General features: G+C 63.8%; 14 protein-coding genes. 12 read left to right on the top strand and 2 right to left on the bottom strand.

The window, feature by feature from the left end; genetic code table 11:
- Window positions 1-105 precede the first annotated feature (105 nt).
- Together Q0P59_RS16865 and Q0P59_RS16860 are read right to left on the bottom strand one after the other, a co-directional pair.
- The gene (locus Q0P59_RS16865; protein WP_295008447.1) at window positions 106-708 is read right to left on the bottom strand and encodes a response regulator; all 603 of its coding nucleotides are present in this window, start codon (window positions 706-708) and stop codon (window positions 106-108) included.
- Window positions 705-2,690, bottom strand: a complete 1,986-nt coding sequence (locus tag Q0P59_RS16860) for a PAS domain-containing sensor histidine kinase (RefSeq protein WP_295008445.1) — start codon at window positions 2,688-2,690, stop codon at window positions 705-707. Before Q0P59_RS16860 ends, Q0P59_RS16865 begins: the two co-directional genes overlap by 4 nt.
- A gap of 130 nt (window positions 2,691-2,820) precedes the next feature.
- Between Q0P59_RS16860 and Q0P59_RS16855 the strand changes: the two genes are divergently transcribed.
- The 12 genes from Q0P59_RS16855 (at window position 2,821) to Q0P59_RS16800 (ending at window position 14,777) form a co-directional block, all read left to right on the top strand.
- The gene (locus tag Q0P59_RS16855; RefSeq protein ID WP_295008443.1) at window positions 2,821-4,167 is read left to right on the top strand and encodes a dicarboxylate/amino acid:cation symporter; all 1,347 of its coding nucleotides are present in this window, start codon (window positions 2,821-2,823) and stop codon (window positions 4,165-4,167) included.
- 178 nt (window positions 4,168-4,345) lie between these two features.
- Window positions 4,346-5,350: a TRAP transporter substrate-binding protein gene (locus Q0P59_RS16850; RefSeq protein ID WP_295008441.1), complete on the top strand. Its 1,005-nt coding sequence runs from the start codon at window positions 4,346-4,348 to the stop codon at window positions 5,348-5,350.
- A 61-nt stretch (window positions 5,351-5,411) separates the two neighbouring features.
- On the top strand, window positions 5,412-6,194 hold the full coding sequence (locus Q0P59_RS16845) for a TRAP transporter small permease (protein WP_295008439.1): 783 nt from the start codon (window positions 5,412-5,414) through the stop codon (window positions 6,192-6,194).
- On the top strand, window positions 6,191-7,474 hold the full coding sequence (locus tag Q0P59_RS16840) for a TRAP transporter large permease subunit (RefSeq protein WP_295008437.1): 1,284 nt from the start codon (window positions 6,191-6,193) through the stop codon (window positions 7,472-7,474). Before Q0P59_RS16845 ends, Q0P59_RS16840 begins: the two co-directional genes overlap by 4 nt.
- A gap of 103 nt (window positions 7,475-7,577) precedes the next feature.
- Window positions 7,578-8,264, top strand: coding sequence for a hypothetical protein (locus Q0P59_RS16835; RefSeq protein ID WP_295008435.1), 687 nt, complete (start codon window positions 7,578-7,580; stop codon window positions 8,262-8,264).
- A 72-nt stretch (window positions 8,265-8,336) separates the two neighbouring features.
- Window positions 8,337-8,765: a nucleoside-diphosphate kinase gene (ndk, locus tag Q0P59_RS16830; protein ID WP_150427722.1), complete on the top strand. Its 429-nt coding sequence runs from the start codon at window positions 8,337-8,339 to the stop codon at window positions 8,763-8,765.
- A gap of 22 nt (window positions 8,766-8,787) precedes the next feature.
- A complete protein-coding gene (gene rlmN, locus Q0P59_RS16825) occupies window positions 8,788-9,882 on the top strand; it encodes a 23S rRNA (adenine(2503)-C(2))-methyltransferase RlmN (RefSeq protein ID WP_295008432.1) in 1,095 nt (364 codons plus the stop codon).
- Window positions 9,879-10,679 carry a type IV pilus biogenesis/stability protein PilW gene (pilW, locus tag Q0P59_RS16820; RefSeq protein WP_295008430.1) on the top strand — a complete coding sequence of 267 codons (801 nt, stop codon included), beginning with the start codon at window positions 9,879-9,881 and terminating at the stop codon, window positions 10,677-10,679. The genes rlmN and pilW overlap by 4 nt, the downstream gene beginning before the upstream one ends.
- Window positions 10,676-11,614 (top strand): helix-turn-helix domain-containing protein, encoded by a 939-nt coding sequence (locus Q0P59_RS16815; protein WP_295008428.1) that lies wholly within the window; start codon window positions 10,676-10,678, stop codon window positions 11,612-11,614. The genes pilW and Q0P59_RS16815 overlap by 4 nt, the downstream gene beginning before the upstream one ends.
- A 3-nt stretch (window positions 11,615-11,617) precedes the next feature.
- On the top strand, window positions 11,618-12,847 hold the full coding sequence (gene ispG, locus Q0P59_RS16810; protein WP_295008426.1) for a flavodoxin-dependent (E)-4-hydroxy-3-methylbut-2-enyl-diphosphate synthase: 1,230 nt from the start codon (window positions 11,618-11,620) through the stop codon (window positions 12,845-12,847).
- Window positions 12,844-14,133 carry a histidine--tRNA ligase gene (gene hisS / locus Q0P59_RS16805; RefSeq protein WP_295008424.1) on the top strand — a complete coding sequence of 430 codons (1,290 nt, stop codon included), beginning with the start codon at window positions 12,844-12,846 and terminating at the stop codon, window positions 14,131-14,133. The genes ispG and hisS overlap by 4 nt, the downstream gene beginning before the upstream one ends.
- 5 nt (window positions 14,134-14,138) lie before the next feature.
- Window positions 14,139-14,777: a tetratricopeptide repeat protein gene (locus Q0P59_RS16800; RefSeq protein ID WP_295008422.1), complete on the top strand. Its 639-nt coding sequence runs from the start codon at window positions 14,139-14,141 to the stop codon at window positions 14,775-14,777.
- The last annotated feature ends 709 nt before the right edge of the window (window positions 14,778-15,486 follow it).

Raw genomic sequence — 15,486 nt, 5'->3', positions numbered from 1 at the left:
GGCGTGATGCTAGCGAAAAAAAATGCCTTAGGGAAGCGTTAGCGGTCGGCGGGGAAGGGAGTCGTCCGGCGATGCGGCGCCCTTTCCCGCGGGCGGGGCAGGCCGCTAGGCGCCCGCCTTGAGCAGGTTGGCCAGCTCGACGGCGGTCTTGACCTGCATCTTGTCGAAGATGTTGGCGCGGTGTACCTCGACGGTGCGCATGCTGATGTTGAGTTCGTCGGCGATGACCTTGTTGAACTTGCCGGCCAGGATCAGCTCCATGATCTGTTTTTCGCGGGTCGTCAGGCGCGCCGCCCGCGAGCGGACGGAGTCGACGGCCGCGGTGGCTTCCCGTTGCTGGGCGTTCAGGGCCAGGGCCTGCTCGATGCGGTCGGCGAGATCGTTGTCGTTGACCGGTTTCTCGAAGAAGTCGAAAGCCCCCTTCTTGAGCGCGCCCACGGCCATCGGCACATCGCCGTGGCCGGTCAGGAAGATGACCGGCAGCGTCGAATTGCGTTCGCACAGCCGGTCGAAGCAATCGAGGCCGGTCATGCCGCCCAGGCGCATGTCGAGGACGACGCAGCCGGCCATCTCCGGTGTCCACTGCTCGAGAAAGTCCTCGGCCGACGGGTAGCCGATGCTGGGCAGGCCGCGCGACTTGAGCAGCCAGGCCAGTGCGTCGCGAATCGCGTCGTCGTCGTCTACCAGGTGGGCGGGGGCATGGCTCATGGGCTTTCCAGGGGCAGGGTGAAGGTGAATATCGTACCGCGCCCGGTGTGCGAATGGGGGTTGTCGTCGGCCCACAGCCGGCCGCGGTGGAATTCGATGATCGACCGGCAGATCGACAGCCCGATGCCCATGCCGTCCGGTTTGGTCGTGAAAAAGGCGGTGAATAGTTTTGCCCGGTTTTCGGGGGCGATGCCGCAGCCTTGGTCGGCAACGCAGACCGACAGCTCGTGTTCTCCCCGCTCGACGCGCACGGAAAGGAGGCGGTCGGCTTCCTCGTTGCCGGACATCGCCTCCATGCCGTTGCGCATCAGGTTGAGCAGCACCTGTTCCAGCATCAGGCGGTCGGCGGGAATGGGCGGCAGGTCCGGGATGTGGGTCTCGACGCGGATGCGATGCTTGCGGGCGTCGGCCTCGATGAAACCCAGGCAGTCGTCGACCACGTCGTTCAGCGAGCAGGGCGCGCGCTTGGGTTCGCTCTTGCGGACGAAGTCGTGCACCCGCCGGATGATCTTGCCGGCGCGCTGGGCCTGGGTGCCGATTTTCTCGAGGGCCGGCTTGATGTCGTCGATGGCGCATTCCGGGCGCGCCAGGAGATTGAGGCAGCCGGTGTTGTAGCTGGCGATGGCGGCCAGCGGCTGGTTGAGTTCGTGGGCCAGGGTAGAGGCCATTTCGCCCATGGTGACGAGGCGGGAGGTGAACTGCAGCTGGGCCTGCTGCTGCCGGGCCAGTTCTTCGGCGTGCTTGCGTTCGGTGACGTCGAGCACCGAGGCCATCCAGCCGGTGTGCTTGCCGTTGCCGTCGATCAGCTTGGCTTCGTAGACGAGGGCGTGGAAATGCTCCCCGCCCTTGCGCTGGAAGGTCATTTCGAAGCCGTCGGGCGGGGCCATGCCGGCCAGGACGGCTTGGTGCATGGCGAAGGTTTCGTCGATCTGCTCGGGAATCCAGTACGGCATCGGCGGCGTGGTGCCGACCAGTTCGTCGCTGTCGAAGCCGGTCATCCGGCAGAAGGCCGGGTTGACGTAGATGACCTTGCCGCCGAGGTCGCGGGCGCGCATGCCGACGGTCAGGGAGTCCTCCATGGCCGTCCGGAAGGCGTGCTCGCCGCGCAGCGCCTCTTCGGCACGGGTTCGCTTGCGCATCAGGTCGCGGACCAGCCACAGGCTCCAGAAAACGCCGCCGGCAAGCAGGATGATGGCGGTCGACAGGACGCGAGGGAGCAGGTTTTCGCCGCTCTGGTAGCTGGTGACGCGCAGTTTCAGGCCGCGCCCCGGCGGGTCGAAGGGGATTTCGTAGCTCTGGGCGCTGTTGCCTTCGACGCTGGTCTTGGCGGCGTACTGGATGTCGTTGTCGTCGATGATGACGACCTTGTATTTCTGCGTGAACCACCACGGGACCTGGCTGCTGAGCAGCGTGTCCAGCGGAAAGACGGCGGCCAGCATTCCCTTCAGGCGGCGTCCGTCGAATACCGGGATCATCAGTTCGACAAAGGCGCGCTTGCCGTCGGCGAAGAAGGGTTCGCTGTACGCCGGTTTGCCGAGCTGTTTGGCCAAATCGAAAGCCTGGCGCGTGTAGGCCAGGCCGAAGGCCTCGATTTCCTGGTCCGGCAATGCCGAGCTGGGCAGCGCGTCGATGACGCGGTGCGTTCCATCCAGCCAGAGTATTTGCGATATTTCCGGGGTGTTCTTGAGCATGTGCGCCGCGCGGACGCGGAAGGTGCGCGCCGGTTCGGGCTGCTGGACCAGGTCGACCGCCAGCTGCTGCAGGTGGTCCTCGCTGCCGTTCAGGTGAAAGCGCAGGTTCTGCTCGAGCCACAGCACGTCCTTGATCAGCGCGGTTCGTTCTTCCTCGACTTCATTGCGCTGGAGGAGCCAGAGCAGGGCGATCAGGGCGATGACCAGCAATACGATGCCGAACTTCGGCAGGGCGAGCAGTAGGCGCAGGCGTCGGGAGCTGCCGGGGCCGGGCAGGGGCTGGGTGGTCATCGTGCGCATCGTATACCAATCGCCCGCGGCCCGAGCCATCCGTATTTTCCACAATTCGGATCACCACAATAGGCACGTGGGGATCGTGTGTTCATACTCCGCGCCACTGTAAATCCGTGGGGGATGTCTTGTGAAAAAAAGTATTTTCAAAAGTCTGTATGTCCAGGTCCTGATCGCCATCGCGCTCGGCGTGGCGCTCGGGCATTTCTATCCGTCGGCCGGCGCCGACATGAAGCCGCTGGGTGACGCCTTCATCAAGCTGATCAAGATGATCATCGCCCCGATCATCTTCTGCACCATCGTCGTCGGCATCGCCGGCATGGAGGACATGAAGAAAGTCGGCAAGACGGGTGGCTACGCGGTTCTGTATTTCGAGGTGGTCAGCACCATCGCGCTGATCATCGGCCTGATCGTGGTCAATGTCTGGGCCCCGGGCTCCGGCATGAACGTCGATCCCGCCTCGCTCGACACCAAGGGTCTCGACAAGTACGTCGGCCCGGGCAAGATGCAGTCGACGACCGATTTCCTGATCAACATCATCCCGACCAGCGTGGTCGATGCCTTTGCCAAGGGCGACATGCTGCAGGTGCTGTTCTTCTCCATCCTCTTCGGCTACGCCATGCATGCCTTCGGCGAGCGCGGCAAGCCGGTGTTCGAGTTGATCGAAAAGCTGTCGCACGTGCTGTTCGGCATTGTCGGCGTGATCATGAAGGTGGCCCCGATCGGTGCCTTCGGCGCCATGGCCTACACCATCGGCAAGCACGGCGTGGGCAGCCTGGTCCAGCTGGCCAACCTGATGGGCGCCTTCTACCTCACCTGCGTGATTTTCGTGGTCGGCGTGCTGGGAACCATCGCCAAGGTGCATGGCTTCTCCATCTTTAAGCTGATCAAGTACATCAAGGAAGAGCTGTTCCTGGTGCTCGGCACCTCTTCTTCCGAATCCGCGCTGCCCCGCCTGATGGCCAAGATGGAAAACGCCGGCGCCCAGAAGTCGGTGGTCGGCCTGGTCGTGCCGACCGGCTATTCGTTCAACCTGGATGGCACCTCGATCTACCTGACCATGGCCGCCGTGTTCATCGCCCAGGCGACTAATACCCCGCTCGACCTGCAGCATCAGATCACCCTGCTGGTCATTCTCCTGCTGACCTCCAAGGGCGCCGCCGGGGTGACGGGTTCCGGCTTCATCGTGCTGGCGGCGACGCTGTCGGCCGTCGGTACCGTGCCGGTCGCCGGTCTGGCGCTGATCCTCGGCATCGACCGTTTCATGTCGGAAGCACGCGCGCTGACCAACTTCATCGGCAACAGCGTGGCGACCCTGGTCGTCGCCAAGTGGTGCAAGGCGCTCGACGTCGATCGCATGAATGCCGTCCTCAACGACGAGACGAGCGACGAGGCCGACAACCCGGAGCTGGTGCTGGACGATGCGCCGGATGTGATCATTCCCCACGTGCCGCGTCCGATCGTCGAGCACCACTAGGAGCGCAACGCACGCAACGCAAACCGCCGGCAAGTCCGGCGGTTTTTTGTTGACCGTCGCTTGCTAGCTTCTTGTCAGTTTCCGGTCAGCTGTGGATAACCACAATACTCAGCGATTCCTCCTTTCGTAATACTTGTACCTAGTCGTAATTTGCGACAGCTTAACTGGAGGAGAAAACATGAAGATTTCCAAACTGCTTGCCGGCCTGTTCTTCTGCGCCGCTTCGCTCGGCGCCTACGCCCAGCAGCCGATCGTGATCAAGTTCAGCCACGTCGTGGCGGCCGATACGCCCAAGGGCAAGGCTGCCGAGATGTTCGCCAAGAAGGCCGGCGAACTGACCGGCGGCAAGGTCAAGGTCGAGGTCTATGCCAACTCGACGCTGTACAAGGACAAGGAAGAGATGGAAGCGCTGCAGCTCGGCGCCGTCCAGATGCTGGCGCCGTCGCTGGCCAAGTTCGGCCCGCTGGGTGTCAAGGAGTTCGAGGTTTTCGACCTGCCGTTCATCTTCAGCAGCTATGACGACCTGCGCAAGGTGACCAACGGGCCGGTCGGCAAGCAGCTGCTGACCAAGCTGGAGCCCAAGGGCATCCGCGGTCTGGCTTACTGGGACAACGGGTTCAAGTCCTTTTCGCTGAACTCCCCGATCAAGTCGCCGGCCGACCTGAAGGGCAAGAAGCTGCGCATCCAGTCGTCCAAGGTGCTTGAGGAGGAGATCCGCTCCGTCGGCGGCATGCCGCAGGTCATGGCCTTCTCCGAAGTCTATCAGGCCCTGCAGACCGGCGTTGTCGATGGCACCGAGAACCCGATTTCCAATCTTTATACCCAGAAAATGCACGAAGTGCAGAAGCACCTGACCCTGACCGAGCACGGTTATCTGGGCTATGCGGTCATCGTCAACAAGAAGTTCTGGGACGGTCTGCCGGCCGATATCCGCAAGCAGCTGGATGACGCAATGGAGCAGGCGACCCGCTACGCCAACCAGATCGCCAAGGTCGAAAACGACGCCTCGCTCGAGGCCGTGAAAAAGAGCGGCAAGACCACGGTTTACGTGCCGACCAAGGAAGAGCGCCTGGCTTTCAAGAAGGCCATGGTTCCGGTCCACCAGAAGATGGAAGGCCGCGTCGGCAAGGAAGTGATCCAGGCGGTATACAAGGACATCGGCTTCAAGCCGGATAGCCTGTAAGTCTCAAGGGAGTCACGGTCGGGGGCGAAAGCCCCCGATTTACAAACGGGGGTAATACACCATGTTAAACAAGGCGCTCAATCACCTCGAAGAGCTGCTGGTCACGTTCCTGATGGGCGCGGCCACGCTGATCATCTTCATTTCGGTGGCGCACCGCTATTTGGCCGGGGTCGATATTCCCGGCCTGCAGGACTGGCTGCTGACCTTGAATTTCAGCTGGGCACAGGAGCTCTGCATCATCATGTTCGTCTGGATGGCAAAATTCGGCGCTGCCTATGGCGTGCGCACGGGCATCCACGTCGGCGTCGACGTCCTGATCAACCGCCTGGATGACGGCATGCGCCGCAAGTTCATCCTGTTCGGCCTGCTCGCCGGCGCGCTGTTCACCGGCATCGTCGCCACGCTGGGCGCGCATTTCGTCTGGGAAAACGGGGCGCACTACGCATTTTTCAATACCTTCGGCATCCAGGCTGAGGATATCTACGAAGGACCGACGACGCCCGACCTCGAATGGCCGACCTGGATCGTCTACAGCGCCATTCCGCTGGGTTCTTCGCTGATGTGCTTCCGTTTCCTGCAGGTGGCGTGGAGCTTCCTGAAAACGGGCGAACTGCCGCATCACGATCACGGTCATGTCGATGGCCTCGAGGATGAGGTGCCGCCGGTCGACTTCGACCCCTACGGCATGGATGACAACCTGCACATGAAGGACATGAAGCACACCATGGTCGGCGAACGCCGCGCGGGGGGCGAGCGTCGCGTCGATACCCGTCCTGCCGCCGATGAGCGTCGTGGCGGCGCCGAGCGCCGTCAGGCATCCGACAAGCAAGGAGATCAGCAATGAACGCCCTGGTAATTTTCGGTCTGCTGGCCATTCTCATGCTGACCGGCATGCCGATCTCGATTTCGCTCGGCCTGACCGTGTTGACCTTCCTGTTCACCATGACCCAAGTGCCGCTCGAATCGGTGGCCCTCAAGCTGTTCACGGGGATCGAGAAGTTCGAGATCATGGCCATTCCGTTCTTCATCCTGGCCGGTAATTTCCTGACCCACGGCGGGGTGGCGAAACGGATGATCAACTTCGCCACGTCGATGGTCGGTCACTGGTATGGCGGCCTCGGCCTGGCCGGCGTGCTGGCTTGCGCGCTGTTCGCCGCGGTGTCGGGTTCCAGCCCGGCCACCGTCGTCGCCATCGGTTCCATCCTGCTGCCCGCCATGGTCAAGGCCGGATTCCCGAACAAGTTCGGCGCCGGCGTCATCGCCACGTCGGGTGCGCTGGGTATCCTGATCCCGCCGTCCATCGTCATGGTCATGTACTCGGTGGCGACCAATACCTCGGTCGGCGCCCTGTTCATGGCCGGCGTCATCCCCGGATTGGCGCTGGCCGGCGTGCTCGGCGGCGTCACCTGGTACCGCGCCCGCAAGTTCAACTACCCGCGCCAGCCGAAGGCGACCTGGGGCGAGCGCTGGAAGTCCTTCCGCGCCTCGGTCTGGGGCCTGCTGCTGATCGTGGTGGTGATGGGCGGCATCTACTCGGGTATCTTCACGCCGACCGAAGCGGCTGCGATGTCCGCGGTCTATGCCTTCATCTGCGCGGTGTTCATCTACCGCGACATGAGCCTCAAGGATGTGCCGAAGGTGCTGCTGAACTCGGCCAACATGTCGGCGATGCTGCTCTACATCATCACCAACGCCGTGCTGTTCTCGTTCATCATGACCAACGAGAACATCCCGCAGGCGCTGGCCGACTGGATGCTGGGCAACGGCCTGGGGGTGATCACCTTCCTGCTCGCGGTCAACGTCATCCTGCTGCTGGCCGGCAACTTCATGGAGCCGTCGTCGATCGTGCTGATCTTCGCCCCCATCCTGTTCCCGGTGGCGGTTGCGCTGGGCATCCATCCGGTGCACTTCGGCATCCTGATGGTGGTGAACATGGAGGTCGGCATGTGCCACCCGCCGGTCGGTCTCAACCTGTACGTGGCGTCCGGCATCACCAAGATGGGCATCACGGAACTCACCGTCGCCGTCTGGCCGTGGCTGCTCTCGATGCTGGGTTTCCTGGTGGTGGTTACCTACTGGCCGGGCCTGTCGTTGTGGCTGCCGCGGCAGCTGGGCATGCTCTAAGCCTGCGCGCTTCGAGCCCTTGCCAAAGCCCCGGATTCGTCCGGGGCTTTTTGCTGGGTGGGACTGTGGCACAATCGGCGACCCTCCCTGAGCGTGCCCTTCCATGAAATTCGCCCTGTCGCTGATCGCCCTCGTCCTTGCCGCCCTGGTCATCCCTTTCCTGATCCCCGGCGTGGCCAAGCAGGAGGGCGTGGACCCGAACAGCAATCTGCCCTGGCAGATACAGCTCGACGGTCAGGGCGGGAGTACGGTATTCGGTCTTCGTCCCGGCGTCAGCACCCTGGGCGAGGTCAGGCAAAAACTGGGGAGCGAGCTCGACGTGGCCATCATTGCCGAGCCGAACGAGGCGGGAGCGCTGGAGGCTTACTATGCCCAGGTTTCGCTCGGTTTCGTGCTGGCTCGCGCGATCATCACCCTGGAGGCGACGGAGCAGGCCGTCATTGCCTTGCGCGAGCGGGCATTGAAGGCCAAGCACATGGAAAGCACGACCCGCAAGATCACCCTGCATCCGGACGATCTGCTCGCCGTCGATGCCATGCCGATCAGGGCCATCAGCGTCATTCCCACGGTCAATCTCGACGAGGCCACGGTCGTCCAGCGCTTCGGTCAGCCCGGCGAGCGCCTGGCCGTGTCGGACAAGCGGGTGCACCTGCTCTATCCCGACAAGGGGCTGGACGTCATCGTCGATGCCGATGGCAAGGAACTGCTGCAGTATGTCGCCCCCCGCAATTTTGCCTGGTTGCGCGAACCGTTGACCGCGGCGGCGGTCGAAAAGCAGGCTGGGCGGTGAGGCGGGCGCTTGGGCGCCGAGTCTGCTAAAATGATCCGTTTTTCAACTGACTAGCTTTCTCGGAGCAAACCCATGGCTATCGAACGCACCCTTTCCATCATCAAGCCGGACGCCGTCAAGAAGAACGTCATCGGCCAGATCTATTCCCGTTTCGAAGGCGCCGGCCTGAAGGTCATCGCCGCCCGCATGACCTGGCTGTCCGAGCAGGAAGCCGGCCAGTTCTACGCCGTGCACAAAGAGCGTCCCTTCTTCAAGGACCTGGTCTCCTTCATGACCTCCGGCCCGGTCATGATCCAGGCCCTGGAAGGCGAGAACGCCATCGCCAAGAACCGCGAACTGATGGGCGCCACCGATCCGAAGAAGGCTGACAAGGGCACCATCCGCGCCGACTTCGCCGAATCCATCGACGCCAACGCCGTCCATGGTTCCGACGCTCCGGAAACCGCTGCCGTGGAAGTTGCCTTCTTCTTCCCGGGCATGAACACCTATTCCGGCCGTTAATTCCAGGCTGAAGTTGTATCCGATGACCGTCAATCTGCTGGATTTCGATGCCGATGGCCTGACCGCCTGGTTCGCCGAGCAGGGCGAGAAGCCCTTCCGCGCGAAGCAGGTGTTGCGCTGGATGCATCGTTCCGGCGTGGCGGACTTCGATGCCATGACCGACATCGCCAAGAGCCTGCGTGAAAAGCTCAAGGCGAGGGCGGTCGTGGCCCCGCCGACCGTGGTTTCCGACAAGCTGTCGGACGACGGCACGCGCAAGTTCCTGATCGATGTCGGCAACGGCAACGCCGTCGAAACGGTGTTCATTCCCGAAGACGACCGCGGCACCCTGTGCATTTCCACGCAAGCCGGCTGCGCGCTCGACTGCGCCTTCTGCTCGACCGGCAAGCAGGGTTTCAACCGCAACCTGACGGTGGCCGAAATCATCGGCCAGCTGTGGCAGGCCAACAACGCGCTGGGCGCGGTGCACGGCGACGAGCGGGTGATCTCCAACGTCGTCATGATGGGCATGGGCGAACCGCTCGCCAACTTCGACAATACCGTCGCCGCGCTGAAGCTGATGCTCGACGACCACGCCTACGGCCTGTCGCGCCGTCGCGTCACGGTGTCCACTTCCGGCCTGGTCCCGGTCATGGACCGCCTGCGCGAGGAATGCCCGGTGGCCCTCGCGGTGTCGCTGCATGCGCCGAACGACAAGCTGCGCGACGAACTGGTGCCGATCAACCAGAAATACCCGTTGAAGGAGCTGATGGCCGCCTGCCAGCGTTACCTGGAAAAGGCGCCGCGCGACTTCATTACCTTCGAATACACGATGATCGACGGCATCAACGATTCCGAAGGCCATGCCCGCGAACTGCTGGCGCTGGTCAGGAACGTGCCGTGCAAGTTCAACCTGATTCCCTTCAACCCCTTCCCGGGCTCGCCGTTCAGGCGCTCGCCGGCGGATCGGGTGCGCCGCTTCGCCGATGTCCTGATCCAGGCCGGCATCGTCACCACGACGCGCAGGACGCGCGGCGACGACATCGACGCCGCCTGCGGCCAGCTGGCCGGGCAGGTCAAGGACAAGACCAAACGTACTTCCGGACGCGTGATTCCCCTGGTGGAGACTAGATCGTGATTATTCAATCCCTGAAACCCTGGGTGCTCGGCCTCGGGCTGGCCATCCTCGGCGTCCTTCCGGTGCATGCCCAGCAATACCAGTTCAACAACCCGGGGGGCCAGGAGCAGAAGAATACCGATCCGCGCAATCGCGCCAGGATACATACCGAGCTTGCCGCCATGTACTTCCAGGCCGGCAGCTACGCGGTCGCCCTCGATGAGCTGCAGATCGCGCTGAATGCCGATTCGAGCTATTACCAGGCTTACAGCATCCGCGGGCTGGTGCGCACGGCGCTGAAGGAAAACGACAAGGCCGAAAGCGATTTCCGGCGGGCGCTCGACATGGCGCCGAACGATCCGGAAGTGAACAACAACTATGGCTGGTATCTCTGCGAAACCGGAAAGGAGCGCCAGTCCATCGCCTACTTCCTGAACGCGCTGAAGAGCCCGCTGTATGAAACGCCGGATCGCGCCTACACCAACGCGGGTTCCTGCGCCCTGAAGGCTGGCGACCTCGACGGGGCGCAAAACTACCTGCTCAAGGCCCTGCAGATGTCCCGCGACGGTGCGATGCAGGCGCGATACGAGTTGTCCCGGGTGTTTTATCGTCGCGGCATTCTCGAAGAGTCGCGCATCTATTTGAACGACGCCTTGAAGATGATGGAGCCGCCGAGCGCCGAGGCGCTCTGGCTGGGGCTGCGCATCGAGCGCAAGCTGGGCAACCGCGTGGCGGAAGGCAGTTTCGCTTCGCAGCTCCGCAGTCGCTATCCGTCTTCGGCGGAGTATCAGGAGTTCCTGAAGGGTAATTTTGAATGAACGAGCAGGTCAGTGGTCAGGAATCGATGAACGATGCAGCACCCGTCGTCGTGACGGAAACGCCGGTTGGAGAACAGTTGCGTCTGGCTCGCGAAGCGCGCGGTCTGCAGATCGGCGATATCTCGCAGACGCTCAAGCTGGGGCCGCGCCAGGTCGAGGCGCTTGAAAGCGGCGACTGGAACGGGCTTCCGGGGCATACCTTCATCAGGGGCTTCGTGCGCAACTATGCGCGACTGATGCAGCTCGACCCGGCACCGATGATGGCGCAGCTCGACCGGACGCTGGAAAAACCGGTCAGCAATCTCGGCATGCAGGATACCGGCCCGGCACCGATGCCGGACTCCGGCGGCTCGGGCGTCTCCCGTCGCGACCGGCAGTTCGTGCTGCTCGGCGTTGGCCTGGTCGTTCTGGCTGCTCTGGCCTATACCTTGATGCCGGCCGACCTCTCGGCCTTGCGCTCGACGGTGCAATCCCTGCTCGACTCCTTCGCCCGCAAGGAGGCTGCGGAACAGGTCGCAGCGCCGGCCGCGACCTCGTCGCAGCCGGCTGCCGCGAACGAACCGGTATTCCCGCCGGGGGCGACGCAGCAGCAGGTCATGTATCCGCAAGTCCTGGCGCCTGCCGAAACGCCGACGGCCCCTGCGGCCCAGGGCGGAGCAGGCCAGGAGGCGGCACCGGCACCTGCCGCGGCCGCCGTGGCACCGCAGCTGCGTTTCCTTTTCGACAAGGAATCCTGGATCGAAGTGCGCGATCGCGACAACAAGGTCGTCTTCTCGCAGCGCCTGAGCGCGGGTGCCGAGCAGGCCGTTTCCGGCCAGGGCCCGTTGTCGCTGACCGTCGGCTATGCGCCGGGGGTTCGCCTGTTCTGGCGCGGTCAGCCGGTCGACCTGGCGCCGCACACCAAGGGCGATGTCGCCCGCCTGGTTCTGGAGTAATCCGTGAGTGCCGTTAGCAAGCGCCTGACCCGGGCCACCCGTATTGCGCACGTCGGCATCGGCGGCTCTTCGCCGGTCGTCGTCCAGTCGATGACCAATACCGATACCGCCGATTACCTGGCCACCGCCATCCAGTGCGCCGAACTGGCGCGCGCCGGCTCGGAGCTGGTGCGCATCACGGTCAATACGCTGGAAGCGGCCGCCGCCGTGCCGAAGATCCGCGATCATCTCGACAAGATGAACTGCAACGTGCCGCTGATCGGCGACTTCCACTACAACGGCCATCGCCTGCTCACCGAGCATCCGGCCTGCGCCGAGGCGCTGGCCAAGTACCGGATCAACCCCGGCAACGTCGGCTTCGGCAAGAAGAAGGACGAGCAGTTCGCCCAGATGGTCGAGCTGGCCTGCAAGTACGACAAGCCGGTGCGCATCGGCGTGAACTGGGGTAGCCTCGACCAGGAATTGCTGGCCCGCATCATGGACGAGAACAGCAAGCGCAGCGAACCGCTCGACGCCACCGAAATGATGCGCCACGCGATGGTCACCTCGGCGCTCGAATCGGCGGCCAAGGCCGAGGAAGTCGGCCTGGCCGGCGAAAAGATCATCCTGTCGTGCAAGGTTTCCAGCGTGCAGGACCTGATCGCCATCTATCGCGAACTGGCGAAGCGCGCCGACTACGCGCTGCACCTCGGCCTGACCGAGGCCGGCATGGGCTCCAAGGGCATCGTCGCGTCGACGGCCGCGCTGTCCGTGCTGCTGCAGGAAGGCATCGGCGACACCATCCGCGTGTCGCTGACGCCGGAACCGGGCGGCTCGCGTTCGCAGGAAGTCATCGTCGCCCAGGAAATCCTGCAGACCATGGGCCTGCGCGCCTTCACGCCGATGGTCGCGGCCTGTCCCGGTTGCGGCCGGACGACCTCGACCTTCTTCCAGGAACTGGCCGGCGAGGTGCAGGATTTCGTCCGCGCCAAGATGCCGGAGTGGAAGCTGCACTACGACGGTGCCGAGAACATGACGCTGGCCGTCATGGGCTGCATCGTCAACGGCCCGGGCGAATCGAAGCACGCCAACATCGGCATCTCGCTGCCGGGCACCGGCGAAGCCCCGTCGGCCCCTGTTTACGAGGACGGCCAGAAGACCGTCACGCTGAAGGGCGACAACATCGCCGCCGAATTCAAGGACATCATCGAGCGCTACGTCCAGCGCACCTACAAGAAGAAACTGCAAGCATGAGTCAGACTCTCCAGTCCGTGCGCGGGATGAACGATATCCTGCCGGACGAAGCCGAATTCTGGGAACTGTTCGAAGACACCATCCGCGCCTGGCTGAAGGGCTATGGCTACCGTCCGATCCGCATGCCCATCGTCGAGCCGACGCCGCTGTTCAAGCGCGCCATCGGCGAAGTGACCGACATCGTCGAGAAGGAAATGTATTCCTTCGAGGACAGCCTGAACGGCGAGCAGCTGACCTTGCGCCCGGAAGGCACGGCCGGTTGCGTGCGCGCCGTCATCCAGCACGGCCTGGCCAACCAGATTCCACGCCGGCTGTACTACATCGGCCAGATGTTCCGCCACGAACGTCCGCAGAAGGGACGCTACCGCCAGTTCCACCAGGTCGGCGTGGAGTCCATCGGCTTCGCCGGGCCGGACATCGATGCCGAAATGATCCTGATGGGCGCCCGCCTGTGGGGCGACCTCGGCCTCGACGGCATCGAACTGCAGATCAACAGCCTCGGCCAGCCCGAGGAGCGCGCCCAGCACCGCGCCGCGTTGATCGCCTATTTCGAGGAGCATGCCGAGATTCTCGACGAGGATGCCAAGCGTCGCCTGTACACCAACCCGCTGCGCATCCTCGACACCAAGAACCCGGCGCTGCAGGACATGTGCGCTGCCGCGCCGAAGCTGATCGACTATCTCGGCGAAGCCTCGCTCGCCCACTTCGAGGGCGTGCAGCGCGTGCTGCGCGACGCCGGCGTGCCGTTCACGATCAACCCGCGCCTGGTGCGCGGCCTCGATTACTACAACCTGACCGTTTTCGAATGGGTCACCGACAAGCTCGGCGCCCAAGGCACGGTCTGCGCCGGCGGGCGCTACGACGGCCTGGTCGAACAGCTGGGCGGCAAATCGACCCCGGCCTGCGGTTTCGCCATGGGCGTCGAGCGCCTGATCGCGCTGATCCGGGAATCGGGCGGCGAACCGGCTGCCCCGGCGCCGGATGTCTATCTCGTGCATCAGGGCGATGCAGCTGCGCGCCTGGCTTTCCGCGTCGCCGAAGGCCTGCGCGACCAGGGCATCAACGTGCTGCTGCACTGCGGCGGCGGTTCCTTCAAGTCGCAGATGAAGAAGGCCGACGCCAGCGGCGCCACCTTCGCGGTCGTCATTGGCGACGACGAGGCGGTCAATGGCGAGGCGCAACTGAAATCCCTGCGCGAAGAAGGCGTGGAGCAACGTAAACTGAAAGTCGATGAGCTGGCCGAAGCCATCATCGGCCAACTGATTGATTCGGACGAAGAGGAATAAGCAGCATGGCGCATTACGACCTCGAAGAACAGGAACAGATCGACACCCTGAAAACCTGGTGGAAGATGTATGGCAACCTCGTCACCGGGGTGGTCATGGCCGCTTCGCTGGCCGTCGTCGGCTGGCAGGGGTGGAACTGGTACCAGGGCGGGCAGTCGGCCAAGGCGGCGGCGGTCTATGGCGTGCTCGAGCAAGCCGCCGGCGTCGGCGATGCCCAGAAGGTCAAGGCGGCGGCAGGCGAACTGGCCGAGAAGTTCGGCCGCACCACCTATGCCTCGCTGGGCGCGATGCTCGCCGCCAAGCAATCCTTCGATGCCGGCGACCTGAAAACCGCCAAGACCCAGCTCGCCTGGGTTGCCGAAAACGGCAAGAACGAAATCCGCGACCTGGCCCGTTTGCGTCTGGCGGTCGTCCAGCTGGACGAGCAGGCCTACGACGAAGCCTTGAAGCAGCTGGAATCCAGCCATGCGGCGGCATTCGATACGCGCTTCCTGGAGCTGAAGGGCGATGTGCTCACGGCTCAGGGCAAGAAGGCCGAGGCGCGCGCCGCCTACAAGTCGGCATTGGAGAAGATGGCCGACAAGCAATCGGCGGGTCGCGAACTGCTGCAGCAGAAACTCGACAGCCTGGGCGAGGCCGCCTGATGTCGCGCCGCCTGATTCTCCTGCTCGCCGCGGCCGGCCTGTCGCTGGGTGGCTGTGCGACCATTTCCGACGGTCTGGATGCGATCAACCCGTTTTCCAGTTCGGCGCCCAAGATGCCGGCCTTGTCTCCGATCAAGACGACGGCGGACGTCCGCATGGCGTGGTCGGCCAATGTCGGAAAGGCCGGGGACTATGTCTTTACGCCGGCAGTCGTCGAGGGCGCGGTGTATGCCGCCAGCGCCAAGGGAACGATCAGCCGGATCGAGGACGGCAAGGTCGTCTGGAAGATCGACGCCGGGCAGGAGTTGTCGGCGGGCGTAGGCGCCAATGGTAAGCTGGTCGTGGTCGGCACCCCGAAGGGCGAAATCCTGGCCTTTTCCGCCGACGACGGCAAGGCCGTCTGGAAAGCCAGGGCATCGAGCGAAATTCTTGCCGCCCCGGTCGTCGGCGACGAGGGCGTGGCTGTGAAGAGCGGCGACAACCAGGTGTTCCTGTTCGACCCGCTCGACGGTGGCCGCAAGTGGGCCTACCAGCGGGCAACCCCGCCGCTCTCCGTGCGTAGCGCCGGGTCGCCGGTATTTGCCGATCGCTACCTGTTCGTCGGCTACCCCGGCGGCAAGTTGGTCGCGCTCGCCTTGCAGAACGGTGCGCCGGTCTGGGAGCTGTCTCTTATACACATCTCCGAGCCCACGAGACCGAGGCTGATCTC

This window comes from uncultured Dechloromonas sp., assembly GCF_945957265.1.
Classification (GTDB): Bacteria; Pseudomonadota; Gammaproteobacteria; order Burkholderiales; family Rhodocyclaceae; genus Azonexus.
This window is presented reverse-complemented; position numbering and strand designations above follow the sequence as displayed.